Genomic DNA, 23,210 nt, shown 5'->3' with positions numbered 1-23,210 from the left:
ACATTCACATGGAACCCTGCGCCCCTTCGCAGACGCCCGAGGTCGATCAGGAAGCACTGCACCGGAAGTATCTCCTCGAGCGCGACAAGCGCCTTCGCTCCGACGGCCAGCAGCAATATCTCGAGGCAGACGGCGAGTTCGAAGAGTTCTACACGGGAGACCCGCATCTCCCGGTCGAGCCCCGCGAGCCGATCGTCGGGGAGATCGAAGTGGTGATCCTCGGCGGCGGGTTCAGCGGCCTGATCGCCGCCCACCGGCTGAAGGAAGCCGGCGTCGAGGACTTCAGGATCATCGAACTCGGCGGCGACTTCGGTGGCGTCTGGTACTGGAACCGCTATCCGGGCATCCAGATCGATTCGGACGCTTACTGTTATCTTCCTCTGCTCGAGGAAACCGGCTACATGCCGAAGGAGAAGTTCTCCAAGGGCGACGAGTGCTTCGAGCACGCTCAGCGCATCGGAAACCACTTCGGGTTCTATGAGCACGCGATCTTCCACACCCTGATCCGGTCGCTGGAATGGGACGAGGAGATCAGGCGATGGCGGATCGGCACCAATCGCGGCGACGAGATCGCCGCCCGATTCATCGTGATGTGCCAGGGCCCGTACAACCGCCCGAAACTCCCCGGGATCCCCGGCATCAAGGACTTCAAGGGGCACACCTTCCACACCGCCCGCTGGGACTACGAGTACACCGGCGGCGACCTGCACGGTGGACTCGACAGGATCGGCGACAAGCGGATAGCCGTCATCGGCACGGGTTCCAGTGCAGTCCAAGCAATTCCGCACCTGGCCCGCGGAGCCAAGCACCTCACGGTCTTCCAGCGGACTCCGTCGTACATCTTCGAACGTGCCAACTACCCGACCGATCCGGAATGGGTGAAGAGCCTGAAGCCGGGCTGGCGGGCGGAGCGGCAGCGCAACTTCCACAACGCCGCGTTCGCGTTCTACAACCCGGGCGAGCCCGACCTCATCTGCGACGGCTGGACCGAGGTCGCACGCAATCTGGCCGCGAAGCTCAACGAGACCAGCGGATGGGCCGCCCTCGCCGACCCCGTCAAGTTTCTCGAACTCAAGGAGGTCGAGGACTACAAGGCGATGGAGCGGTTGCGTCAGCGAGTCGAATCGATCGTCGAGGACCCGGAAACGGCGGAGAAACTGAAGCCGTACTACCGCAACATGTGCAAACGGCCGGTCTTCAACGACGAATACCTGCCCACCTTCAACCGGCCGAACGTAACCCTGATCGACGTCTCCGAGACCAAGGGGGTCGAGCGGATCACCGAGAAGGGCATCATCGCGAACGGTGTCGAGCACGAATTCGACTGCATCGTCTTCGCCAGCGGATTCGAGATCACCACGGCCCTCGAGCGCCAGTTCGCCATCGCACCGTTCACCGGACGCCAGGGAACGTCGCTCTACGACCACTGGGGCAAGGGCTTCCGCACACTGCACGGGATCATGGCGCACGGCTTCCCGAACCACTTCGCAACCGGATTCGTCCAGGGCGGCGTCACCGCGGCCACGACGCTGATGTTCGAGCAGCAGGCCGACCACATCGCGTACATCATCAAACAGGCGCAGACCCGTGGTGTCACGCTCGTCGAGCCGACCGCGGAAGCCGAGGAGGGATGGGTCCAGACCATCCGTCAGTACTCGGTCGACAACAGCAAGTTCACGATGGAATGCACTCCCGGCTACTACAACAGCGAGGGCGAACCGAACGGACGGTCCTTCCTCGGCGATCCGTTCTGGGGCGGCTTCTACGAACTCACCGAACTGCTCGAGAACTGGCGTAGTACAGGTGAGCTGGAAGGCCTGGTGTTCGAGAAATGACCGGCCGACTCGACAGACCCGCCGTGAGAGGAGCGTGCGGTGCCTGATCTGCGATTCGACGGCCGCGTCGCGGTGGTCACCGGCGCCGGCCGGGGGCTGGGGCGTGCGTACGCACTGTTGCTCGCGTCGCTGGGCGCGAAGGTGGTCGTCAACGACACCGGTGCGGCGATCAGCGGTGAGCGCACCGACAACCGTCCCGCCGACGACGTCGTGCGCGAGATCGTCGCAGCCGGAGGCGAAGCCGTCGCCTCCACCGACACGGTCGCGACGGCCGAGGGCGGCAAGGCGATCGTCGATGCGGCCGTCGATCGGTACGGCCGCATCGACGTCCTGATTCACAACGCGGGCAACAACCGGTACGCGCCGCTCGCGGAGATGAGCTACGAGGACTTCGACGCCGTGCTCGACGTGCACCTGCGCGGTGCGTTCCACGTCGTACGCCCGGCGTTCCCGCTGATGTGCGAGGCCGGTTACGGGCGGATCGTGCTGACGTCGTCGATCGGCGGCCTGTACGGCAACCATCGGGTCGCCAACTACGCCGCTTCGAAGGCCGGCATCATCGGGATGTCCAACGTCGCCGCGATCGAAGGCGCCGAGCGCGGCGTCAAGTCCAACGTCATCGTGCCGGCGGCCCTCACGCGGCTGGCCGAGGGCCTGGACACCTCGCAGTATCCGCCGATGGATCCAGAGCTGGCGGCGCCCGCCGTCGGCTGGCTCGCCCACGAATCCTGCTCGATCACAGGAGAAATGCTCGTTTCGATCGCGGGCCGGATCGCCCGGGCATTCGTCGCCGAGACACCCGGCGTGTACCGGCCGTCGTGGACGATCGAGGAGGTCGGCGAGCAGATCGACACGATCCGCGACACGGGTGATCCGTGGATCCTGCCGACCCTGTCCGGTCACGTCGACCACATCGTCAGAAGCTTTGCGACCGCCTCCGGCGTCGATGCCGGCGCAGGCGTACGGAAGGGAAACACGTATGTCGGTTAAGGTCTACGAACGCATCCTGGACCTGTTCGAAGCCGAAGGTATCAACACCATCTTCGGGATCCCGGACCCGAATTTCGTCCACCTGTTCCACACCGCCGAGGAGCGCGGCTGGAACGTCGTGGCCCCACACCACGAGGAGTCCGCAGGCTTCATGGCCGAAGCCGTCTCCCGCATGACCGGCAAGGCCGCGGTGTGCATCGGCACGCTCGGCCCCGGCATCGCGAACCTGGCCGGCGCCATCATGTGCGCCAAGGTCGAGAACTCCCCCGTGATCTTCCTCGGCGGGCAGCGCGCCCGCATCACCGAACAACGGGTGCGCCGGGGACGCATCCAGTTCGTGCAGCAGGAAGCGCTGATCGAGAACTCCGTGAAGTACAGCGCCAGCATCGAATACGCCGACCAGACCGACGAAGTCATCCGCGAGGGGCTGCGCAAGGCGCTGTCGGGCACACCCGGTCCGGTGTACATCGAGTACCCGTCGCACATCATCCAGGAAGAGCTCGACGTTCCGCCTGTCCTGCCGCCCGAACGGTATCGGCTGGTGGGCCAGACCGCGGGCGCGGACCGCATCACCGAGGCAGCCGAGCTGATCAGAGCCGCGAAGCAGCCGGTGCTGCTCGTCGGGCACGGCGTGCACACCGCCCGCGCCGGTGAGTCCGTGCGCCGCCTCGCGGACCTGATGGCGTGCCCGGTGATCCAGACGTCCGGCGGCACGTCGTACATCGAGGGGCTCGAGGACCGCACCTTCCCGTACGGGTTCTCGCCGTCGGCGATCGAGGCCGTCGTCGAATCGGACCTGTGCCTGGCGATCGGAACCGAACTCGGTGAGCCGGTGCACTTCGGCCGCGGACGGCACTGGCTCGCGAACGAGGCGAACCGCAAGTGGCTCTATGTCGAGCAGGATCCGGCCGCGATCGGCGTGAACCGGCCCATCGACGTCCCTCTCGTCGGTGACCTGCGGGCGGTGGTCCCGCAGCTCGTCGACGCGCTGAAGGACACCCCGCGCACCGCGACGCCCGAGCTGGCCCGCTGGATCAGGGAGGACGCCGAGCGCCTCGCCGAGCTGGCCGAGACGGCGCCGTCCGGGCGGACCCCGGTGCATCCGGCGCGCCTGATCGTCGAGGCCACCAAGGACTTCCCGAAGGACGGCATCATGGTCCGCGACGGCGGCGCCACCACGATCTTCGGCTGGACGTACTCGCAGGCCAAACCGCACGACGTGATGTGGAACCAGAACTTCGGGCACCTGGGCACCGGCCTGCCGTACGCGGTCGGCGCGGGTGTCGCCGACGGCGGCAAGCGGCCGATGATGCTCATCACCGGCGACTCGTCGTTCCAGTTCCACATCGCAGAGCTGGAAACCGCAGCGCGACTGAACCTTCCGCTGGTGTGTGTCGTCGCGGTCGACTACGCGTGGGGCCTCGAGGTCGGCGTGTACAAGCGCACCTACGGGCACGGCTCGCTCGAGACCGGCGTGCACTGGAGCACCGAGACCCGCTTCGACAAGGTCGCCGAGGGTTTCGGCTGCTACGGCGAATACGTCGAGAAGGACGAGGACATCGCGCCCGCGATCAAACGGGCCTACGCCAGCGGCAAACCCGGTGTCATCCACGTGGTCGTCGATCCGAAGGCCAACTCCGAGGAGATGCCGAGCTACGACGAGTTCCGCACCTGGTACGCCGAAGGGCAACAGTGACAACTGTTCCGAACCACTGCACCCCGAACCCGCACACCCCGAACCACAGTGCCGAAACGACAACGGAAGGACCCGTCGGCCATGCGTGAGTACGACAAGTTCTACATCGGCGGGCAGTGGGTCGCGCCCGCCGGCACCTCCCGGATCGACGTCGTCGACCCCGCGACCGAGCAGGTCGCCGGATCGGTGCCGGCCGGCACCGCCGCCGACGTCGACAAGGCCGTCGCGGCCGCGCGGCGAGCATTCCCGTCCTGGTCGGCCACCGGTCGCGACGACCGGATCGCCGTGCTGAAGCGGATCCTCGAGGTCTTCACCCGCCGGGTTCCCGATCTGGCGGCCGCGCTCACGCAGGAGATGGGCGCCCCGGCCGCACTCGCCGAGGGCTTCCAGATGAATCTCGGTCTCGGCCACCTGACCACCGCGATCGAGGTCCTCGAGAACTTCACCTTCGAGGAGCAGCGCGGAGCCACCCGGATCGTGAAGGAACCGATCGGGGTCTGCGCCCTGATCACGCCGTGGAACTGGCCGCTCAACCAGATCGCGGTCAAGGTCTTCCCCGCGCTGGCGACCGGCTGCACGATGGTTCTCAAGCCGTCCGAGCAGTCGCCGTTCACGGGGCAGATCTTCGCGGAGATCATCGACGAGGCGGGCATACCGGAGGGCGTGTTCAATCTGGTGCAGGGCGACGGACCCGGTGTGGGACGGGCACTGTCGGGCCACCCCGACGTCGATCTGGTCTCCTTCACGGGATCGACCCGGGCAGGCATCGACATCGCGATCAACGCGGCGCCCGGCGTCACGCGCGTGACCCAGGAACTCGGCGGCAAGGGCCCGAACATCATCCTCGACGACGCCGACTTCGCCGAGAACGTCGGCAAGGGCGTGGGCACTATGATGCTCAACTCCGGTCAGACGTGCAGCGCCCCGTCGCGCATGCTCGTTCCCGCCGAGCGCATGGCCGAGGCCATCGAGGTCGCGCGGGCCGCTGCCGACCAGGTCACGGTCGGAGATCCGAACGGCGACTTCGTAATCGGTCCGGTCGTGTCGAAGGCGCAGTTCGACAAGATCCAGAACCTGATCCGCACGGGCATCGACGAGGGCGCCACGCTCGTCGCCGGAGGTCCGGGCCGGCCGGACGGGCTCGAGGTCGGCTTCTACGTCAAGCCGACGGTGTTCGCAGACGTGAAGAACGACATGACGATCGCCCGCGAGGAGATCTTCGGCCCCGTCCTGACGATCATCGGGTACGACAGCATCGACCACGCCGTCGAGATCGCCAACGACACCGAGTACGGGCTCTCCGCGTTCGTCGCCGGCGCCGACCCGGAACTGGCCCGCTCGGTCGCGCGGCGGCTGCGGGCGGGATCCGTTGCCATCAACGACGCCTTCGACTTCTACGCCCCGTTCGGCGGTTTCAAGAAGAGCGGCACCGGTCGCGAGTGGGGCGAATTCGGCTTCCACGACTACCTCGAAGTCAAGGCGATCCTCGGCTACGAGCCCCAGCAGGCCTGATACCGCCGGGCACGGCAACCCGGCGGCCCACGAGTGAGGACATCCATGCCCACCCTTGCCACGAAGAAACTCGCCGACACCATCGGCGTGGAGGTACTCGACGTCGACGTCGAGCGTCTGCTCACCGACGAGACCGTACCCGGTGCACTGCTCGACCTGCTCGAGCAGCACAGTGTGCTGCTGTTCCGGCAGTTGCACATCGACGACGACGCGCAGGTGAGGTTCTGCCGGCGCCTCGGCGAGCTCGCGTTGTTCCCGAAGTACCGGATCCCCGAGATCATGGAGATCAGCTTCGAACCCGACAACCCGAACAGGGAGTACTTCGCGAGCAACGACTACTGGCACATCGACGGGGCTCTCGACGAGATTCCGGCCAAGGCGTCGGTGCTCTCCGCCCGGGTCACCGCAGCGGAGGGCGGCGAAACCGAGTTCGCGAGCACCTACGCGGCCTACGACGCGCTGACCGACGAGGAGAAGGAGCGCTTCGCGACGCTGCGCGTGGTGCACACGTTCGAAGCCATCCAGCGTCTGACCTACCCGGATCCGACTCCGGAACAGATCCAGGAGTGGGCCTCGCGCGCGGTGCGGGAACTGCCCTTGGTGTGGGAGCACGATTCGGGGCGTCGTTCGCTGGTGTTCGGTGCGACCGCCTCGCACATCGTCGGCCTCGACGTCGACGAAGGGCGCAAGCTGCTCGCCGATCTCGAATCACGTGCCACTGCAGACGATCTGGTGTATCGGCACGAGTGGTCCGAAGGGGACATGGTCATCTGGGACAACACCGGGCTCGTGCATCGGGCGTGCCCGTTCGATCGGGGGAAGCCTCGGCGGATGCACCGATCGACGCTGCTGGGTACGGAGGCGATCAGTTGAGCGGGCGGACAGCGATCGTCACGGGCGGCGGATCCGGCATCGGCGAAGCGATCGCGCGACGCCTCGCCGCCGACGGCGACACCGTCGCGATCTTCGATCTCGATGCCGCCTCGGCCGACGCAGTGGCGGCCGGCATCGAGGACGACGGAGGCAAAGCGTCGGGGCTGCGCGTCGACGTCACCGACCGCGGAGCGATCGAGGCGGGGGTCGACGAGGTCCGCGCCCGCCTCGGCCGGCCTACGATCCTGGTCAACAACGCCGGGCTCAGCCTGGATTCGCCGTTCCTCGACATCACCCCGGAACTGTGGGCGCGTTCGATCGCGATCAACCTGACCGGCACGTTCGACTGCTGCCAGGTCGTGCTGCCGGACATGATCGCGGAGGGCTGGGGGCGCATCGTCAACATCTCGTCGTCGAGCGTGCACAGCGGCTCCCCGGGTCTGGCCGGGTACGTGTCCGCGAAGTCCGGAGTGGTGGGACTGACCAAGGTTCTGGCGCTCGAATTCGGCAGGCACGGCATCACCGTCAACACGATCCCACCCGGGTTCATCGATACCCCGATGCTGCGCCGAACCGTCGAGAAGGGGTTCGTCGACCTGGACGCCCAGACCGCGAGAACCCCGGTCGGGCGGATCGGCCGGCCGGCCGATGTCGCTGCGGCCTGCGCGTTCCTCGTCGGCGAGGAGGCCGGATACATCACGGGCCAGGTGTTCGGAGTCAACGGTGGCCGCAACACCTGACGAACCGGTGTGCCTTTCCGGCGGTCCTGACCGCCACAAAGACACACCGGCCGGAACCCCGCGCATTCCCCCTGCCGCTGCAGCGGACTGGGCTCCCGAATTCGCGCAGTACGTCCGGGCGTTCCGCTCGTCCGTCGCGAGCGCCCCGACCGAGGAGGGACGTGCCTCCGGCTCGAATCTGCTCGGCACGCTCGCCCGCCATCCCGGCCTGGCCACCGCGTTCCTCGGCTTCAACAATCACCTGTTGCGCGGGACATCCCTCTCACCCCGGTGGCGTGAGCTGCTCGTGCTGCGGGTCGCGCACCGTCGCAGCTCGGACTACGAGTGGGCTCAGCACGTGCTGCTGGCCCGCAAGGCCGGGATCACCGAGGCCGAAATCTCCCTGGTTGCGGACGATAGCGGTGCGGAGCCCCTCATCCCGCTGGAACGGTCGATGCTCGCAGCGGTCGACGAACTGCTCGACGACGGCGCGATCGGCAGCCGGACGTGGGCGATCCTGTCCGCAGAGCTCGACGAACATCAGCTGATGGATCTCGTCTTCACCGTCGGCGCCTACTCGACGCTGGCAATGGCGTTGCGCTCGTTCGGGATCGAGCCCGAGGACGAACTGCTCCCCCACCTGCCGTCCGCAACCGACGGCGGGGGCGTGCCCCGCTGATCCGCCGTGTTCATCCTGGTACCGCGCCGCCGACCTACCTGCTCCCCTGCCCTGTTTTCCGAGCGAATGTATCGCTCAGTCGATTGAAGGAGACGAACGGTACATTCGCTCGGAAACGGTGGATCGCTGCGGTGTCCTCGAACGGCAGCAGCGGCAGTCGGACGCACGGCGTGGAAATCCTTCCCTGCGCGTGGAGCACCGCCTTGATGACGGTCGGGTTGGGGCCGGACATGAGCGCCGATACGGGACCGACGAGCCGGTTGCCCAGGTCCCGCGCCTGCTCGACCCGCCCGGCGCGCCACAGCCGGAACAGGTCGGCGAATTCGGCCGCGTAGACGTTGGCGCTCGCCGCGATCGCTCCCGCTGCCCCCATCGCGAACAACGGTGAAACCAGGGTGTCTTCACCGGCGAGAACCGAGAACGAATCCGGACCCTCGGCGAGCAGGCGCGCGGTATCGGTGTCGACCGCACCGACGGCCTGTTTGATGCCGACGATCCGCGGATGTTCCGCCAGCTGCACGATCGACTCGCAGCCGAGTTGCTGCCCGGTGCGATAGGGCACGTTGTACAGGACGATCGGCACCGGGCTGCGGTCGGCGACGTGCTCGAAGTGCGCGACGACTCCGGCCTCGGTCGGGCGCGTGTAGTACGGCACCACCACCAGCGCGGCTGTGACATCGGGCTGCTCCCCCAGCTCGTCGAGGGCGCGCACGGTGCCGGCCGTGTCGTTGGTTCCGGCGCCGACGAGCAGCGGTACCCGCCGCTCGCGGCACACCGCGGCGCAGATCCGCACCACCTCGCGGCGTTCCTGCGGACTCAGCGACGCCGCCTCGGCCGTGGTGCCCAGTGCGACGAGACCGGCGGCGCCGTCGTCGAGCACGATGTGCGCGAGGCGCTCCAGATCCGCGAGGGCGATCTCGCCGGTGTCGGTGAACGGGGTGACGAGCGGGACGAGGATTCCCGTGGGGTGGTAGGTCATGTGCCCAGCCTCGGCCCACAAAGGCTGTAGGTCCAGTTACTCTTCATGACGCAATACGTAAGCTGAACTGATGCTCGATATCCGCAAACTCCGTCTGCTGCGCGAACTCGCCCACCGCGGCACCATCGCGGCGGTCGCGGAAGCGCTGTCCTACACCCCGTCGGCGGTGTCGCAGCAACTGTCCGCCCTCGAACGCGAAGCCGGCCGTCCGCTGCTGATCCGCACCGGTCGTCGCGTGCGCCTGACCGCGGCGGGAACGGTTCTCGTCGAGCACACCGAGGTGATCCTGGCCGACCTGGAACGGGCGTCGGCCGCACTCGCGGCGAGCGAGACCGGGCTGACCGGATCGGTTCGCCTCGGCGCGTTCCCGACCGCGCTGCGGACGATCGTGCTCCCCGCTCTGATCGAGCTGCGGCGCACCGAGCCGGGACTGGAACCGACGCTCACCGAGGTCGACCCCGCCGATGTGCCGGATCTGCTCCGCGGAGATCACCTGGACATCGCGCTCGTCCACGAATACGACAACGTGCCGTCCACGATGGGCGCGGGGATCGAACTCGAACCGCTGCTCGACGAAGCCGTGTACCTCGCGTCACAGACCGCTCCGGAGGTGCCCGCGGACGCCGCGATCGCCAGCCACGCCACGAGCCGCTGGATCGTCGGCAACCCCGGCACGCTCTGCCACACCATGGCGGTGCGCAGCTGCCGGAACCACGGTTTCGAACCTCGGGTGGCCCATCGCATCGACGACTTCGCCGGTGTGCTGCAACTGGTTGCGGCCGGCGCCGGGGTCGCGCTCGTTCCGCAACTCGCCGTGACCGACGTGCCCGAGGGCGTGACTCTCACCGCTCTACCGATCGGCCGGCGGACCCGTATCGCGTACCGCGCCGGTAGCCGGTCACAGCCGATCCTCGCCGCGGTCGCATCCGAATTGCACCGCGCTGCACAGCCTTTCCAAGAGGAATAGAAGAGTCGGAAACGTCTCGGATCCGCATATTGCTGGAATGAAACAACTTTCGAGTTACAGATCCGGTATCGACAACTGCGCCAACGGATCAGAACGTTCCCGGCATTCCGCTCGAACCCGACGCCATCACTACTCGAATTCTCTTTGCACCTTTGCGATTTCGACAGCTAACCATCGGGGACACCTGGGGTACAACGGCGTAGGATTTTGCGCGAATCAACTGTCATCACTCGGGAAGTGATCATCATGCCGACTACCGAAGAATCCGTCGTCATCTCCCGCCCCGTCTCGGAAGTGTGGGACTTCCTCATGAATCCGCACAATTGGCCTTCCTGGGACTCGTCGAACCTCGAATGCGAGCAAATCACCGACGGTGGGGTCGGCGTGGGTACCCGCTGGCGCGGGGCCAACCGCATCCTGGGCAAGCGATTCGACTGGGAGAACGAGTTCACCGAGTACGAACCGCACAAGCGGGCCGTCACGAAGTCCGTGGGCGGCAAGCTGAACTTCGCCACGATATCGAAATTCGAGGAAACCGACGGCGGCACCCGATTCACCTATCGCACGGAGTCCGAAAGCGGACTCGGAGGGATCTTCGGCAAGCTGGCCGACCCCCTCGTGAACACCGCCTACTCGCGCATGGTGCGGGCGAACCTGGACAACCTGGCCGATCTGCTCACCGCACAGTCCGAGTGAGCCGGGCGGATCGAGTCAGCCCTCCGCCGCGAGCTGACCGCAGGCCGCCGCGATCTCCTGACCGCGGGTGTCGCGCACGGTGCACGAGACGCCCTGCGCCTGCACGCGCCGCACGAACTCGCGCTCGACGTCCTTGGGGCTGGCATCCCACTTGCTGCCCGGAGTCGGGTTGAGCGGGATCAGGTTCACGTGCACGAGCGGGCCGAGTGCCTTGTGCAGCTTCTTGCCGAGCATGTCGGCGCGCCACGGCTGGTCGTTGACGTCCCGGATCAGGGCGTACTCGATCGACACCCGGCGACCGGTCTTGTCCGCGTAGTACCGCGCCGCGTCGAGCACCTCGGAGACCGACCAGCGGTTGTTGACCGGCACGAGCGTGTCGCGCAGTTCGTCGTCGGGGGTGTGCAGCGAGACGGCGAGCGTGACGTGCAGGCCCTCGTCGGCGAGTCGGCGGATCGCCGGGGCCAGACCGACCGTCGACACGGTCACCGACCGCTGCGACAGCCCGAGGCCCTCCGGCGCCGGGGAGGTGATGCGGCGAACCGCGGCGACGACCCGCTTGTAGTTCGCGAGCGGCTCCCCCATTCCCATGAACACCACGTTCGACAGCCGGCCCGGTCCCCCGGCGACGTCGCCGTCGCGCAGGGCCGCCGCCGCGGCCCGGACCTGATCGACGATCTCCGCCGTGGACAGGTTGCGGTTCAGGCCACCCTGCCCGGTCGCGCAGAACGGGCACGCCATGCCGCAGCCGGCCTGGCTGGAGATGCACAACGTCGCCCGGTCCGGGTAGCGCATGAGCACGCTCTCGAGCAGCGTGCCGTCGCCCGCCCGCCACAGCGTCTTGCGTGTTTCCCCGCCGTCGCACGCGATGTGCTTGACGGCGGTCAGCAGCGGCGGGAACAACGCCTCACCGACCTTCTCCCGCATCGCGGCGGGCAGATCGGTCATCTTCTCCGGATCCGCCTCGAGCCGCCCGTAGTACTGGCGGGCGAGCTGGTCTGCGCGGAATGCGGGCAGCCCGAGTTCGCGCACCGCCTCACGCCGCTGCTCGGAGTCGAGGTCGGCGAGGTGACGCGGGGGCATACCGCGCTTGGGCGCGTCGAAAACCAGGGGCAGGGAAGAAGCCATAATCACCGATTATCCCATGATGCGGGCGGTGCCCCGGTGTGCGATCGGTAACGGCGACTGTGCCCGGTCGGCTCCGGTGCCCCAAACCGCGAGACTGGCGCCCGAAACCGCGAGACCATCTAAGAATGTCCACCCGGATCCGCCCCGAACTCGCCCGCTCGTGGCTGCTCGTGCCCGGGAACGCACCGGACCGTTTCGACCCGGCCGCGATCTCCCCCGCCGATGCGGTCGTGCTCGACCTCGAGGACGCCGTGCCGGCCGCCGACAAACCCGGCGCACGTGCCGGAGTCGTCGACTGGTTCCGCGGCGGCGGCGAAGCCTGGGTACGGATCAACGACGCCACCACCCCCTACTGGGCCGAGGACCTGGACGCGGTGGCCGGGCTTCCCGGCCTGGAAGGCGTAATGCTCGCGAAGACCGAGAGCGGTCAACAGGTCGACGCGACCGCCGACCGACTGCCGGAGAACACCCTGATCCTCGTGCTGATCGAGTCCGCGATGGGGCTCGAGGCGGCACCGGAGATCGCGCGGGCCGACGGAACGTTCCGGCTCGTGTTCGGCAGCGGCGACTACCGCCGCGACACCGGTGTCGGCGACTCGCCGCTCGCCCTCACGTATCCGCGGTCGCGGCTGGTCATCGCGAGCCGGGCCGCGCGCCTGGCGGGACCGATCGACGGCCCGTCCCTCACCGACGACCCCGCCACGCTCACCCAGGAGGCGGAGCTGACCCGGTCGATGGGGATGACCGGGAAGCTGTGCATGACACCGGAGCGGGCCGCCTACGCGAATGCGGCGCTGAGTCCGAGCCCGGACGACGTGACCTGGGCGCACGAGGTGATCGACCGGCTCGGCGAGGACGGCAGCCGGGTCCAGGACGGCAGCGACCTGCCGAGGCTGGCGAAGGCGAAGAAGATCACGAGGCTGGCGCGCGCCTTCGGCATCAAGAACAATCGTCGAGGGAACGGAGGTAACGGTCGGTGATGCGCCGTTGAGCCCGCCGGGCGACGGGAGCGCCCGCACGCGCCCACCACATCGCCGGCCGGGAGAACGCCTTGATCGTCAGGAGGACTGTGTCGTCGTCCCGCCACTCCACCCCGAAGTACTCCTCGCCCCGGACCGGATGGCCGGGAAGGGTGCCGTAGGCGAAACCCCGACGACGCGGTTCGTTCACGACGTACACGACCTCGCACGGTGCGGTGATGCCGACGGGACCCCATCCGACCCGCACGCTCATCCGCGCGCCGGGCACCGCGGTGGCCGAGTCCGCCCGGAACCCCGCACCGGCGCGACGCTGCAACTGCCATCCGAGCAGCCGGTCGGCTGCTCGGTGGAACGCCTCTTCGCCCGAACCGATGACGCGGGAGCGCACCGCGTGGTCGTAACCGTCCGGGAGAGTTCCCGCGGTCGCCCCGATCTCCGGATAGGTCGGCCGGTCGCCACGCGCCGTCACAGTTCCAGGCCCCGTGGTTTGCGACGGATGTGCAGCCGGTAGCGGACGGTCAGGCCGGTGCCCGGTGTTTCGCGGGCCGCCCGCTGCGCGATGCGTGGCGAGAATTCGATACCGAGGACGCGTTCGAGGCTCGCCCGGTCGGGAAATGCCCACTCGGTGTCGATGCGTCGCAGGTCGAAGCCCTGAGCCGCAAAGAAAGCCTCGACCGCGGGGGGATCGTAGTGCGGCAGGTCCTCGCGCATCCACCGTCCGTAGGGGTGCGCGGTCGCATCGAGGTCCACGACGGCCAGGGCCCCACCGGGACGGAGCACACGCAGGGCCTCGGTGATGCCGGCTCCGCAGCCGGGCCCGAAGAAGTACGCGGTGCGTGCGTGCACGAGGTCGACGCTGCTGTCCGGGAGCGGCAGTCGCTCCGCGTCGCCGCGCAGCACGGTGATCGTCTCGTCGGCGGCCGTGCGCCGGCGGGCGAGTTCGACGAGCGGCGGATGCGGTTCGACACCGGCGACCGTGCGCGCCTCCTGCGCGAACATCGGCAGGTGGAACCCGCTGCCGCATCCGACGTCGACGACGTCGGCTCCGGCCCAGTCGACGGCCTCCCGCAGCGCCGCGTACACGGCGCCACGGGTGTCCTGCGCGCGGTTCTCCTCCTCGTAGACCGCGGGCCAGTGCCAGATGTTGGGGCTGGCGATCACCCCGCTCTCCCGCACCGCGCGCCCGGCCCGTTGCACGGTCACTACACGAAGGCCGCGAGGACCAGCCAGGTGACGAAGGCGGACGGCAGGATCGAGTCCAGCCGGTCCATGATTCCGCCGTGGCCGGGAAGGAGGGTGCCCATGTCCTTGATGCCGAGATCGCGTTTGACCTGCGACTCGATGAGGTCGCCGGCGGTCGCGCACAGCACGAGCAGCAGTCCGAGCAGGACGCCGACCCACCACGCGGCGTCCAGCATCAACGTCACGGTGAGCACACCCGCGACGACGCACGCGATCAGCGAGCCGGCGAAGCCCTCCCAGGACTTCTTCGGGCTGATCGCCGGGGCCATCGGGTGCTTGCCGAACAGCACGCCGGCGGCGTAGCCACCGATGTCGGAGGACACGCACACGATCATGAGGCAGAACACTCGTTGCGCGCCCTGGTCCTGGAGCACCATCAGCGTCGCGAACGACGCGAGCAGGGGCAGCCACGCTGCCGTGAAGACGGTGACCGCGGTGTCGCGCAGATAGTTCTGCGGCTGCGCGGAGAGACCCCGCTGGAAAAGCCGCCAGAGCATGGAGACGACGACGGTGCCGGCGAACGCCGCCAGCACGCCCGTGGTGCCGTAGGGCCAGCCGAGCCAGATCATCGCCTGCCCGCCGACCAGCAGCGGGATCGGCGGGACGCGGACGTCGGCCTCGCGCAGTCGCTTGGTGACCTCCCACGTGGCGATCCCGATCGCGCACGCGACGACCGCGAGCCACGCGGTCGGCGCGAAGAGCAGGATGCCGATGACAAGGGCACCGAGGGCGGCGCCCACGCCGATCGCGGCCGGCAGATTTCGGCCGGCCTTGGATGCCTTCTTCGGTGCGGCCGCTTGTTCCGCAGCCGGAGCAGCGGGTGTGATTCCGTTGTCGTCACCGGAATCGAGTGGAAGCTGCGGGCCGGACGGCCCGTCGGCTCGACCCACTGTCAGACCTCCATCAATTCGGCTTCCTTGTGCTTGACCAGCTCGTCGATCTGCGCCACGTACTTGGCGGTGGTCTTGTCGAGGTCCTTCTCCGCGCGGTTCACCTCGTCCTCGCCGGCTTCGCCGTCCTTCTGGATGCGGTTGAGCTCGTCCATGGCCTTGCGGCGGACGTTGCGCACCGAGACCTTCGCGTCCTCACCCTTGGCCTTGGCCTGCTTGACCAGTTCGCGGCGGCGTTCCTCGGTCAGCTGCGGAACCGAGATGCGGATGATGTTGCCGTCGTTGGTGGGGTTCACGCCGAGGTCCGAGTTGCGGATCGCGGTCTCGATCGCGCCCAGCTGCGATGCCTCGTAGGGCTTGACGATCACCATGCGCGCCTCGGGCACGTTGATGCTGGCGATCTGGGTGATCGGCGTGGGCGCACCGTAGTAGTCGACGACGATGCGGTTGAACATGCCGGGGTTGGCCCGACCGGTGCGGATGCCACCGAGGTCGTCCTTGGCCACCGTGACGGCCTTCTCCATCTTCTCCTCGGCCTCGAAGAGGGCTTCATCGATCACGGCAGTTCCTCCATGTTCCGTTGTCCAATCATGACCGTACGAGTGTTCCGATCTTCTCACCGGCGACGGCGCGGGCGATATTGCCCTTGGTCAGCAGGTTGAAGACCATGATCGGCATGTCGTTGTCCATGCACAGGCTGAAGGCGGTCGCGTCGGCGACCTTGAGGCCCTTCTCGATGACCTCGCGGTGGGTGATCTCGGTGAACAGCGTCGCGTCGGTGTCGACGCGCGGGTCGGCGGAGTAGACACCGTCGACGGCCTTGGCCATGAGCACGACCTCGGCGCCGATCTCGAGGGCGCGCTGCGCCGCGGTGGTGTCGGTGGAGAAGTAGGGCATGCCCATGCCGGCGCCGAAGATCACGACGCGGCCCTTCTCGAGGTGGCGGCGGGCACGCAGCGGCAGGTACGGCTCGGCGACCTGTCCCATGGTGATCGCCGTCTGAACGCGGGTGTCGATGCCTTCCTTCTCCAGGAAGTCCTGCAGTGCAAGGGAATTCATGACCGTGCCGAGCATGCCCATGTAGTCGGAGCGGGCGCGCTCGAGGCCACGCTGCTGCAGTTCCGCACCGCGGAAGAAGTTGCCGCCACCAATCACGACCGCAACCTCGACACCGCTGCGGACGACCTCTGCGATCTGCTGCGCGACCGTCGTCACGACGTCCGGATCGAGTCCGACCTTCCCGCCGCCGAACATCTCGCCACCGAGTTTGAGGAGCACCCGGCGGAAACCGGGCCGTTCGTGGGCGTGGTCGGACATGGCTCTCCTCTGGTTGAGACGGATCGCGGATCGCGCAGGATCGGCCCTTTCATCCTGCCTCATCACCACCGTGGGGCCGAGACCGGGGCGTGAGGGGTCACGACCGTGTCGTGCCGGGCCGTGACGCGCCTCGACCCCGCGCGGCACGAGGCCGGCGGGGTCGAGGAACAGGTGGGTCTAGCTGGCGCCGACCTCGAAGCGAACGAAGCTGGACACCGTGGCGCCGGCCTCGTCGAGGATCGCCTTGACGGTCTTCTTCGAGTCCGTCACGGACGGCTGCTCGAGGAGCACGACGTCCTTGAAGAAGCCGTTGACGCGGCCTTCGACGATCTTCGGCAGAGCAGCCTCCGGCTTGCCCTCGGCCTTGGCGGTCTCCTCGGCGATGCGACGCTCGTTGGCGACGATCTCCTCGGGAACCTCGTCACGAGTCGTGTACTTCGCCTTGAGGGCCGCGACCTGCATTGCAGCGGCGCGAGCAGCCTCGGCGGCAGCGTCGCCCTCGCCCGAGTAGGCGACGAGAACGCCGACGGCCGGCGGCAGGTCGGTGGCGCGCTTGTGCAGGTAGACGGCAACCGGGCCGTCGAGGACGGCAACGCGACGCAGCTCGAGCTTCTCGCCGATCTTGGCCGAAAGCTCCTCGACCAGCGTGGCGACGGTCTTGCCGTCGACCTCGAGGGCCTTGAGGGTCTCGAGGTCCGCCGGGCGGGCCTCGGCGGCCGCGGTGACGATCTTGTCCGCGAGACCCTGGAACTCGTCGTTCTTCGCGACGAAGTCGGTCTCCGAGTTGAGCTCGATCAGAACGCCGTCCTTGGCGACGACCAGGCCCTCGGCCGTGGAGCGCTCGGCGCGCTTGCCCACGTCCTTGGCGCCCTTGATGCGCAGCTGCTCGACGGCCTTGTCGAAGTCGCCGTCGTTGTCGGCGAGAGCGTTCTTGCAGTCCAGCATTCCGGAGCCGGTGAGCTCACGGAGACGCTTGACGTCGGCGGCGGTGTAGTTCGCCATGGGAAGCGAGCCTCCTGTGTGTGAAGGAAAAGTTCATCGGGTGCGGGCGACGCCGCGCGGGCGGCCCGCAGTGCAACGGCCCCGACCAGAAGCTCGCGATCGAGCGGTCGGGGCCGTGCAACGGATCAGGCCTCGGGGGCTGCGTCCGAGGCGGGTGCCTCGGTCTCGGCGGCCGGGGTGGCCTGCGCGAGCAGCTCCTGCTCCCACTCGGCGAGCGGCTCACCGGCGCCGGCCTCGGGCTTGGCATCCTTGTCGGCGCTCTGGCCGGCACGGGCCTGCACGCCCTCGGCGACGGCGGACGCGACGACCTTGGTCAGCAGCGCCGCGGAACGGATCGCGTCGTCGTTGCCCGGGATCGGGTAGTCGACGAGGTCCGGGTCGCAGTTGGTGTCGAGGATCGCGATGACCGGGATGTTCAGCTTGCGAGCCTCACCGACGGCGATGTGCTCCTTGTTGGTGTCGACGACCCAGATGGCCGACGGAACCTTGGCCATGTCCCGGATGCCGCCGAGCGTGCGCTCCAGCTTGGTCTTCTCACGCGTGAGCATGAGGATTTCCTTCTTGGTGCGACCCTCGAAGCCACCGGTCTGCTCCATCGACTCCAGCTCCTTCAGGCGCTGCAGGCGCTTGTGGACGGTGGAGAAGTTGGTGAGCATGCCGCCGAGCCAGCGCTGGTTCACGTAGGGCATCCCGACACGGGTCGCCTCTTCCGCGATGGACTCCTGGGCCTGCTTCTTGGTGCCGACGAACAGGACCGTGCCGCCGTGGGCGACGGTCTCCTTGACGAACTCGTACGCCTTGTCGATGTAGGTCAGCGTCTGCTGCAGGTCGATGATGTAGATGCCGTTGCGGTCGGTGAAGATGAACCGCTTCATCTTCGGGTTCCAGCGACGGGTCTGGTGGCCGAAGTGTGCGCCGCTGTCGAGCAGCTGCTTCATGGTAACGACAGCCATAGCTGTGTTCTGCCTTTCGTTTCGGTTGCTGCGGGCACGCTGCCCGCCCTGGCGTCCGCATGCCCACCGAACCCTTGCGGGACCAGCCGATGGCCATGTTCCGATGTGCCCGACAACTTGCAGCACGATCGGCGCGCGGACGCGCGAAGTCGATCTGCGTACGCAGACCGCCCGACAAGTGTACGGCTTCTGCCCGCCGCACCGTAAACCGCCCGGTGAGCGCCGTGCGGTGGGGCTGTGGACCGAGCCCGAGTTGTCCACAATCGCGGGAAGCGGTCTGTTGCGCTCTCCCCCGGCGTATCACTGTCGACGGATGAGAATCGTCACGGCGCTCGCCGTCTCGTCCGTCCTCTGGTTCACGGCAGCACCGGGGTGCGTCCCGGCCGCGCACGGTGCGTCGCCGGACTACGACTGGCCGCTGCAGCCGCGCCCCTCGGTGACCCGGCCGTTCGATCCGCCCGAACACGACTGGCTTCCGGGACATCGCGGCGTCGACCTGTCGGGATCGATCGGGCAGGTGGTCCGGTCCGCCGCGGCCGGCACGGTCGTGTTCGCCGGGGTCGTCGGCGGAAAGCCGGTGGTGTCGATCGACCACGAGGGCGGTCTGCGCACCACCTACGAACCGGTCACCGCGAGCGTGACGCCGGGCCGGCGCATCGCGCGCGGCGAACCGATCGGCACCCTCGAACCCGGGCACGAAGGTTGCCCCGTCGCGGCGTGCCTGCACTGGGGTCTGCGCCGCGACCGCTCCGACTACCTCGACCCGTTACCGCTGGTCCGGCCCACCGTCATCCGACTCGAACCGGTGTGACACCCGCTCACCACCGCACGGCGTGCCGGCCCGACACGGGCGGAAAGTCGTCGGCGACCATCGCCGCGAGTTCCACGAACGCCCGTCGCGTCGCCGGGCGCAGCAGCTCGAGGTCGAGTTCGGCGCCCTCGGCGAGGTGCTCGTCGAACGGCACCACCTGCACCGCCCGGCAACGCGCCAGGAAATGCGCGGTCAGGGCATCCATGTCGATGTTCGACGCGCCCGGCCGGGCCGCGCTGATCACGACGACGGTGCGGGCTACGAGTTCCTCGAACCCGTGGTGTTCGAGCCAGTCCAGGGTCGCCGCGGCGCTACGGGCACCGTCGATCGCGGGCGAGCTGACCAGCACCAGCGCGTTCGCCAGGTCGAGCACCCCGCGCATCGCCGAGTGCATGATGCCGGTGCCGCAGTCCGTGAGGATGATGTTGTAGTAGACCTGCAGGATTTCGACGACCTGCCGATAGTCCGACTCACTGAACGCCTCCGACACGGCCGGGTCGCGTTCGCCGGCCAGCACCTCGAGCCGGCTCGCCGCCTGCGACGTGTGGGCCCGCACATCCGAATAGCGCTCGATGTTCGGTGCGGCCGCGAGCAGATCCCGGACGGTCGAGTGCGTCTGCTGCGGCACCCGCTGGGCCAACGTTCCGAAATCGGGATTGGCGTCGACGGCGATCACGCAGTCCCCGCGTAGCGAGGCGAACGTCGATCCGAGCCCGACGGTCGTCGTCGTCTTTCCGACGCCGCCCTTGAGCGAGAGCACCGCGATGCGGTAGTCGCCGCCGATGGGTTGACGGATCCGGTCGATCATCTCCTGCCGGTGGGATTCGCCGGTGGACTCGCCGGGGTTGAGGATGCCTCCGGTCAGCCGGTGCACACTGCGCCGCCAGCCACCCGACGGGGACCGGCGGGAGCGTTTGACGAGCACGCCCGATTCCAAGTCGAGGCTCGACGGCTGGTGATCGGGCATCGGCGGCGGTGGCGTGGGTTCGGCAGCCGGTGCGGGCGGGAGTTCCGGGGCCTGCGGCTGTCGCGCGACCTCGGATTCGGGCTGGAGCGTCGGGGTCGGGTCCGCCGGCGCCGCGGGCTGCGGCCGGTGTTCGGTCGGCGGTGGCGTCACCCTCGGCTCCGCCGGAACCGACATGCGAGGTTCGACCGGCGGCGCGGAGGACGGTACCTGCCGGGCCGGTGGTTGCGGGACCGGCGGCTGCTCGACCTGCGGCACCTGCTCGACGGCCGGGTGTGCGACCGGCGGCTGCTCGACGGCCGACGCCGGCAGCGGCATGTGCCAGGACATCTGCGGATTCGGGTGCGGATTCGGGTAGGGCGCGGGCTCCGGGATCGGACCCGGCACCGGCTCTGCGGGGACGGGTGCGGGCGAGGGCGCCGGAACCGGCGAGGACGGCGACAGCGGTGCGCCGAACGGAACGGACGCGATCGGCGTCGACGGGACCATCGGTGAGTCTGCGGTGCCCGGAGCTGCCGGGACCTGGGGTTCCGGCTGCACGGTCGGTGGCGACTGGACCTCCTGCGGAGCCTGGTCGTCGTGCGAAGACCGGCCCGAGCGCAGGAACCCGCGCCGGGCGGGTGTGGCTACCGGTTCCGGCGGCTCCCCCTGAAGCCAGGCCGGCAGAGCATGCGTCGACTCGTCGCTTTTCACTGATTCCCCCCGGATCGAATACGCGGGGACGCTACCAAATCCGTCCGACGCCGTCGGAGCGGATCAGGCGCGGGGATGCGCCTGTTCGTGGGCGGCTCGCAGCCGCGCGACCGACACGTGTGTGTAGAGCTGTGTCGTCGCCAGGCTCGAATGGCCGAGGACCTCCTGGACGACCCGCAGATCGGCGCCGCCCTCGAGCAGATGGGTTGCCGCGCTGTGCCGCAGCCCGTGCGGTGCCAGATCCGGGGCCCCCGGTACCGCGGCCACGGCGTCGTGGACCACGGTGCGCACCTGACGCTGGTCGATCCGTCCCCCCCGTTTGCCCAGCAGGAACGCCGGGCCGGACGACGGGCGCACGAGTTCCGGCCGCCCGTGCCGCAGCCACTCGTCGATCGCGGCTGCGGCGGGAACCCCGTAGGGCACGACCCGTTCCTTGTTGCCCTTGCCGAGCACCCGCAACACGTTCCGTTCCGCGTCGACGTCGTCGACGTCGAGTCCGCACAGTTCCCCTACCCGGATCCCCGTCGCGTACAGCAGTTCCACGATCAGGCGGTCGCGGATTGCCACCGGGTCCCGTTCGACGGCACCGGATTCCGCGGCGTCCATGAGTTCGAGGGCCTGATCGGTCCGCAGCACCGCGGGCAGGGTGCGATGCGCGCGCGGAGAGACGAGCCGCGCCGCCGGGTCGTGATCGAGGCGGGACGTCCGCACGAGCCACGCCGTGAAGGTGCGGGCGGTCGAGGTGCGCCGGGCGAGGGTCGTGCGGGCGGCACCGGCGGCGACCTGTGCGGCGAGCCAGGCTCGCAGCACGTCGAGGCTCAGGTCGGTGATGCGCGCACCGGGATGCGTGGCTTCGAGGTGTTCGAGCAGGGAGCGGACGTCGGTGGTGTAGGCGCGGACCGTGTGTGCGGAGCGACCGCCCTGCAGCGCGAGGTGTTCGGCGAATTCCTCGAGGTGCACGGCGAGCGGGGCCGGGAGGTCGGTCATGACGCCACGGTGGTCGGCGGAGTCGGCGCGCGCAAGTTCCCGCGCCGTGGAACGGGGGCCGCGGCGGGCGGACGACCGACCACTAGGGTTAGTTCGTGAGTAAAACAATTCCTCTGCCGATGCTGTTCGCACTGGCGCTGCTGTCGGCGATCGCGCCGCTCGCCACGGATATGTATCTGCCCGGCCTGCCGATCATGTCGGAGAGCCTGGGCACCACGACCGTCGGAGTTCAGCTCACCCTGACGACGTTCATGGCCGGGCTCGGCGCGGGACAGTTGATCGTCGGACCGCTGTCCGACAGCTGGGGACGCCGGCGGCTGTTGCTCGCCGGCACCGTGGTGCTCGCACTGAGCAGCGTGCTGTGCGCGACGGCTCCGACGATCGAGGTGCTGGTGGGGGCCCGATTGATCCAGGGATTCAGCGGTGGCATCGGCATCGTGCTCGCGCGTGCGGTCATCGCCGACCGCGCGAGGGGCAACTCCGCGGCGAGACTGTTCGGCATCATGATGATCATCGGTGGTGTGGCACCGATCGTCGCGCCGCTGCTCGGTGGCGCCTTGCTCGGCCCGATCGGGTGGCGCGGCATCTTCTGGGTGCTGGCGGCCGTGGCCGTGGTGATGACGCTCGGTGTGCTCGTGTTCGTCCCCGAATCGCTGCCGCCGGAAAAGCGTCACGGCGGAGGATTGAGCGCACTCGCCCGGAACTTCGGCTATGTCGTCCGCAACCGCCGGTTCGTCGGCTACGCCGCCACGTTCGCGTTGGGTTTCGGCGCGATGTTCGCCTACATCTCGGCGTCGGCGTTCGTCACCCAGGATCTGCTGGGACTGTCGCCGGGCCAGTTCTCGATGGTCTTCGCGGCCAACTCGATCGGACTGGTCGGCGCCAACGTCGTCAACACGCGCCTGATCGGGCGAATCGAGGTCCGCGCACTGCTGCGGTTCGGCGTGACCGTGCACTTCGCAGCCGGGATCGCGCTGCTGCTCGCGGCGATGTTCGCGGGTACCGAACGCTGGGTGATCCTGCCGCTGCTGTGGGTGTGTGTCACGAGCCTCGGTTTCGTCATGGGCAACGCGACAGCGCTGGGACAGGGCCAGGTTCCCTCGGCCGCCGGCACCGGTTCGGCGCTCATGGGCGCATGCCAGTTCGGCCTCGCGGCCGTCGTGTCCCCGCTGGTGGGGTTGGGCGGCGAGGACACCGCGGTGCCGATGGCCCTGGCGATCGTGGTGTGCGGGGGGCTCGCGCTCACCGCGCTGCTGACGCTGACACGCGAGCCCCACGACCGCACCGTCGAGGAGTGAAA

The 23,210-nt window shown here is 68.5% G+C and carries 23 protein-coding genes; 12 read left to right on the top strand and 11 right to left on the bottom strand.

Features of this window, described 5'->3' with window-relative positions:
• Positions 1-8 precede the first annotated feature (8 nt).
• From ACWDUD_RS23455 to ACWDUD_RS23425, 7 genes are all read left to right on the top strand, one after another.
• Positions 9-1,835: a flavin-containing monooxygenase gene (locus ACWDUD_RS23455; protein WP_450110845.1), complete on the top strand. Its 1,827-nt coding sequence runs from the start codon at positions 9-11 to the stop codon at positions 1,833-1,835.
• A gap of 39 nt (positions 1,836-1,874) precedes the next feature.
• Positions 1,875-2,825 carry an SDR family NAD(P)-dependent oxidoreductase gene (locus ACWDUD_RS23450; protein WP_450110844.1) on the top strand — a complete coding sequence of 317 codons (951 nt, stop codon included), beginning with the start codon at positions 1,875-1,877 and terminating at the stop codon, positions 2,823-2,825.
• Positions 2,815-4,521, top strand: a complete 1,707-nt coding sequence (locus ACWDUD_RS23445) for a thiamine pyrophosphate-binding protein (protein WP_450110843.1) — start codon at positions 2,815-2,817, stop codon at positions 4,519-4,521. Before ACWDUD_RS23450 ends, ACWDUD_RS23445 begins: the two co-directional genes overlap by 11 nt.
• 81 nt (positions 4,522-4,602) lie before the next feature.
• Entirely contained in the window at positions 4,603-6,033 is a 1,431-nt protein-coding gene (locus tag ACWDUD_RS23440) for an aldehyde dehydrogenase family protein (protein WP_450110842.1), read from the top strand.
• A gap of 45 nt (positions 6,034-6,078) precedes the next feature.
• Positions 6,079-6,906: a TauD/TfdA dioxygenase family protein gene (locus ACWDUD_RS23435; RefSeq protein ID WP_450110841.1), complete on the top strand. Its 828-nt coding sequence runs from the start codon at positions 6,079-6,081 to the stop codon at positions 6,904-6,906.
• Entirely contained in the window at positions 6,903-7,646 is a 744-nt protein-coding gene (locus ACWDUD_RS23430; protein ID WP_450110840.1) for an SDR family NAD(P)-dependent oxidoreductase, read from the top strand. Before ACWDUD_RS23435 ends, ACWDUD_RS23430 begins: the two co-directional genes overlap by 4 nt.
• Complete coding sequence (locus ACWDUD_RS23425; RefSeq protein WP_450110839.1) at positions 7,630-8,304, top strand: carboxymuconolactone decarboxylase family protein; 675 nt, start codon at positions 7,630-7,632, stop codon at positions 8,302-8,304. Before ACWDUD_RS23430 ends, ACWDUD_RS23425 begins: the two co-directional genes overlap by 17 nt.
• Positions 8,305-8,338: 34 nt before the next feature.
• On the opposite strand, the gene dapA is transcribed toward ACWDUD_RS23425, so the two are convergent.
• Entirely contained in the window at positions 8,339-9,283 is a 945-nt protein-coding gene (gene dapA / locus ACWDUD_RS23420; protein WP_450110838.1) for a 4-hydroxy-tetrahydrodipicolinate synthase, read from the bottom strand.
• A 70-nt stretch (positions 9,284-9,353) separates the two neighbouring features.
• On the opposite strand from dapA, the gene ACWDUD_RS23415 reads away from it, so the two are divergent.
• A complete protein-coding gene (locus tag ACWDUD_RS23415; protein WP_450110837.1) occupies positions 9,354-10,250 on the top strand; it encodes a LysR family transcriptional regulator in 897 nt (298 codons plus the stop codon).
• A 246-nt stretch (positions 10,251-10,496) separates the two neighbouring features.
• Complete coding sequence (locus tag ACWDUD_RS23410) at positions 10,497-10,946, top strand: SRPBCC family protein (protein WP_450110836.1); 450 nt, start codon at positions 10,497-10,499, stop codon at positions 10,944-10,946.
• A 15-nt stretch (positions 10,947-10,961) separates the two neighbouring features.
• On the opposite strand, the gene rlmN is transcribed toward ACWDUD_RS23410, so the two are convergent.
• On the bottom strand, positions 10,962-12,071 hold the full coding sequence (rlmN, locus tag ACWDUD_RS23405; RefSeq protein WP_197250265.1) for a 23S rRNA (adenine(2503)-C(2))-methyltransferase RlmN: 1,110 nt from the start codon (positions 12,069-12,071) through the stop codon (positions 10,962-10,964).
• 125 nt (positions 12,072-12,196) lie between these two features.
• Here rlmN and ACWDUD_RS23400 point away from each other — a divergent pair, with 125 nt between their 5' ends.
• Positions 12,197-13,051 carry an HpcH/HpaI aldolase/citrate lyase family protein gene (locus tag ACWDUD_RS23400; protein WP_450110835.1) on the top strand — a complete coding sequence of 285 codons (855 nt, stop codon included), beginning with the start codon at positions 12,197-12,199 and terminating at the stop codon, positions 13,049-13,051.
• Here the strand turns inward: ACWDUD_RS23400 and ACWDUD_RS23395 are convergent.
• From ACWDUD_RS23395 to rpsB, 7 genes are all read right to left on the bottom strand, one after another.
• Complete coding sequence (locus ACWDUD_RS23395; RefSeq protein ID WP_450110834.1) at positions 13,011-13,520, bottom strand: DUF1990 family protein; 510 nt, start codon at positions 13,518-13,520, stop codon at positions 13,011-13,013. The genes ACWDUD_RS23400 and ACWDUD_RS23395 overlap by 41 nt on opposite strands.
• Positions 13,517-14,212: a class I SAM-dependent methyltransferase gene (locus tag ACWDUD_RS23390; protein WP_450110860.1), complete on the bottom strand. Its 696-nt coding sequence runs from the start codon at positions 14,210-14,212 to the stop codon at positions 13,517-13,519. The genes ACWDUD_RS23395 and ACWDUD_RS23390 overlap by 4 nt, the downstream gene beginning before the upstream one ends.
• 41 nt (positions 14,213-14,253) lie before the next feature.
• Positions 14,254-15,120: a phosphatidate cytidylyltransferase gene (locus tag ACWDUD_RS23385; RefSeq protein ID WP_450110859.1), complete on the bottom strand. Its 867-nt coding sequence runs from the start codon at positions 15,118-15,120 to the stop codon at positions 14,254-14,256.
• 65 nt (positions 15,121-15,185) lie between these two features.
• Positions 15,186-15,743: a ribosome recycling factor gene (frr, locus tag ACWDUD_RS23380; RefSeq protein ID WP_197252861.1), complete on the bottom strand. Its 558-nt coding sequence runs from the start codon at positions 15,741-15,743 to the stop codon at positions 15,186-15,188.
• Between the two features lie 28 nt (positions 15,744-15,771).
• Positions 15,772-16,500, bottom strand: a complete 729-nt coding sequence (gene pyrH, locus ACWDUD_RS23375; protein ID WP_197252862.1) for a UMP kinase — start codon at positions 16,498-16,500, stop codon at positions 15,772-15,774.
• Between the two features lie 177 nt (positions 16,501-16,677).
• The gene (tsf, locus tag ACWDUD_RS23370; RefSeq protein WP_420751495.1) at positions 16,678-17,502 is read right to left on the bottom strand and encodes a translation elongation factor Ts; all 825 of its coding nucleotides are present in this window, start codon (positions 17,500-17,502) and stop codon (positions 16,678-16,680) included.
• 125 nt (positions 17,503-17,627) lie between these two features.
• Positions 17,628-18,455, bottom strand: coding sequence for a 30S ribosomal protein S2 (gene rpsB, locus ACWDUD_RS23365; protein WP_197252864.1), 828 nt, complete (start codon positions 18,453-18,455; stop codon positions 17,628-17,630).
• 313 nt (positions 18,456-18,768) lie between these two features.
• Between rpsB and ACWDUD_RS23360 the strand changes: the two genes are divergently transcribed.
• Positions 18,769-19,266, top strand: a complete 498-nt coding sequence (locus ACWDUD_RS23360; RefSeq protein ID WP_450110833.1) for a M23 family metallopeptidase — start codon at positions 18,769-18,771, stop codon at positions 19,264-19,266.
• 7 nt (positions 19,267-19,273) lie between these two features.
• On the opposite strand, the gene ACWDUD_RS23355 is transcribed toward ACWDUD_RS23360, so the two are convergent.
• Both ACWDUD_RS23355 and ACWDUD_RS23350 read right to left on the bottom strand, forming a co-directional pair.
• Positions 19,274-20,719: a nucleotide-binding protein gene (locus ACWDUD_RS23355; protein WP_450110858.1), complete on the bottom strand. Its 1,446-nt coding sequence runs from the start codon at positions 20,717-20,719 to the stop codon at positions 19,274-19,276.
• A 267-nt stretch (positions 20,720-20,986) separates the two neighbouring features.
• Positions 20,987-21,910, bottom strand: a complete 924-nt coding sequence (locus tag ACWDUD_RS23350; protein ID WP_248673517.1) for a tyrosine recombinase XerC — start codon at positions 21,908-21,910, stop codon at positions 20,987-20,989.
• A 119-nt stretch (positions 21,911-22,029) separates the two neighbouring features.
• Here ACWDUD_RS23350 and ACWDUD_RS23345 point away from each other — a divergent pair, with 119 nt between their 5' ends.
• The gene (locus ACWDUD_RS23345; protein ID WP_450110857.1) at positions 22,030-23,208 is read left to right on the top strand and encodes a multidrug effflux MFS transporter; all 1,179 of its coding nucleotides are present in this window, start codon (positions 22,030-22,032) and stop codon (positions 23,206-23,208) included.
• The last annotated feature ends 2 nt before the right edge of the window (positions 23,209-23,210 follow it).

The organism is Rhodococcus sp. NPDC003382 (assembly GCF_053589135.1).
Note: the sequence above shows the minus strand (reverse complement) of the source record. Positions and strands in the feature narration are given on the sequence as shown.

What these genes read in the sequence shown, in the direction of transcription:
- ACWDUD_RS23345 (WP_450110857.1), top strand. Translation starts at nt 22,030, where the DNA reads ATGCTGTTCGCACTGGCGCTGCTGTCGGCGATCGCGCCGCTCGCCACG.
- rlmN (WP_197250265.1), bottom strand. Translation starts at nt 12,071, where the DNA reads ATGGCTTCTTCCCTGCCCCTGGTTTTCGACGCGCCCAAGCGCGGTATG.
- ACWDUD_RS23440 (WP_450110842.1), top strand. Translation starts at nt 4,603, where the DNA reads ATGCGTGAGTACGACAAGTTCTACATCGGCGGGCAGTGGGTCGCGCCC.
- rpsB (WP_197252864.1), bottom strand. Translation starts at nt 18,455, where the DNA reads ATGGCTGTCGTTACCATGAAGCAGCTGCTCGACAGCGGCGCACACTTC.
- ACWDUD_RS23360 (WP_450110833.1), top strand. Translation starts at nt 18,769, where the DNA reads ATGAGAATCGTCACGGCGCTCGCCGTCTCGTCCGTCCTCTGGTTCACG.
- ACWDUD_RS23435 (WP_450110841.1), top strand. Translation starts at nt 6,079, where the DNA reads ATGCCCACCCTTGCCACGAAGAAACTCGCCGACACCATCGGCGTGGAG.
- ACWDUD_RS23410 (WP_450110836.1), top strand. Translation starts at nt 10,497, where the DNA reads ATGCCGACTACCGAAGAATCCGTCGTCATCTCCCGCCCCGTCTCGGAA.
- dapA (WP_450110838.1), bottom strand. Translation starts at nt 9,283, where the DNA reads ATGACCTACCACCCCACGGGAATCCTCGTCCCGCTCGTCACCCCGTTC.
- ACWDUD_RS23400 (WP_450110835.1), top strand. Translation starts at nt 12,197, where the DNA reads ATGTCCACCCGGATCCGCCCCGAACTCGCCCGCTCGTGGCTGCTCGTG.
- ACWDUD_RS23355 (WP_450110858.1), bottom strand. Translation starts at nt 20,719, where the DNA reads ATGGTCCCGTCGACGCCGATCGCGTCCGTTCCGTTCGGCGCACCGCTG.
- ACWDUD_RS23350 (WP_248673517.1), bottom strand. Translation starts at nt 21,910, where the DNA reads ATGACCGACCTCCCGGCCCCGCTCGCCGTGCACCTCGAGGAATTCGCC.
- ACWDUD_RS23455 (WP_450110845.1), top strand. Translation starts at nt 9, where the DNA reads ATGGAACCCTGCGCCCCTTCGCAGACGCCCGAGGTCGATCAGGAAGCA.
- tsf (WP_420751495.1), bottom strand. Translation starts at nt 17,502, where the DNA reads ATGGCGAACTACACCGCCGCCGACGTCAAGCGTCTCCGTGAGCTCACC.
- pyrH (WP_197252862.1), bottom strand. Translation starts at nt 16,500, where the DNA reads ATGTCCGACCACGCCCACGAACGGCCCGGTTTCCGCCGGGTGCTCCTC.
- ACWDUD_RS23415 (WP_450110837.1), top strand. Translation starts at nt 9,354, where the DNA reads ATGCTCGATATCCGCAAACTCCGTCTGCTGCGCGAACTCGCCCACCGC.
- ACWDUD_RS23445 (WP_450110843.1), top strand. Translation starts at nt 2,815, where the DNA reads ATGTCGGTTAAGGTCTACGAACGCATCCTGGACCTGTTCGAAGCCGAA.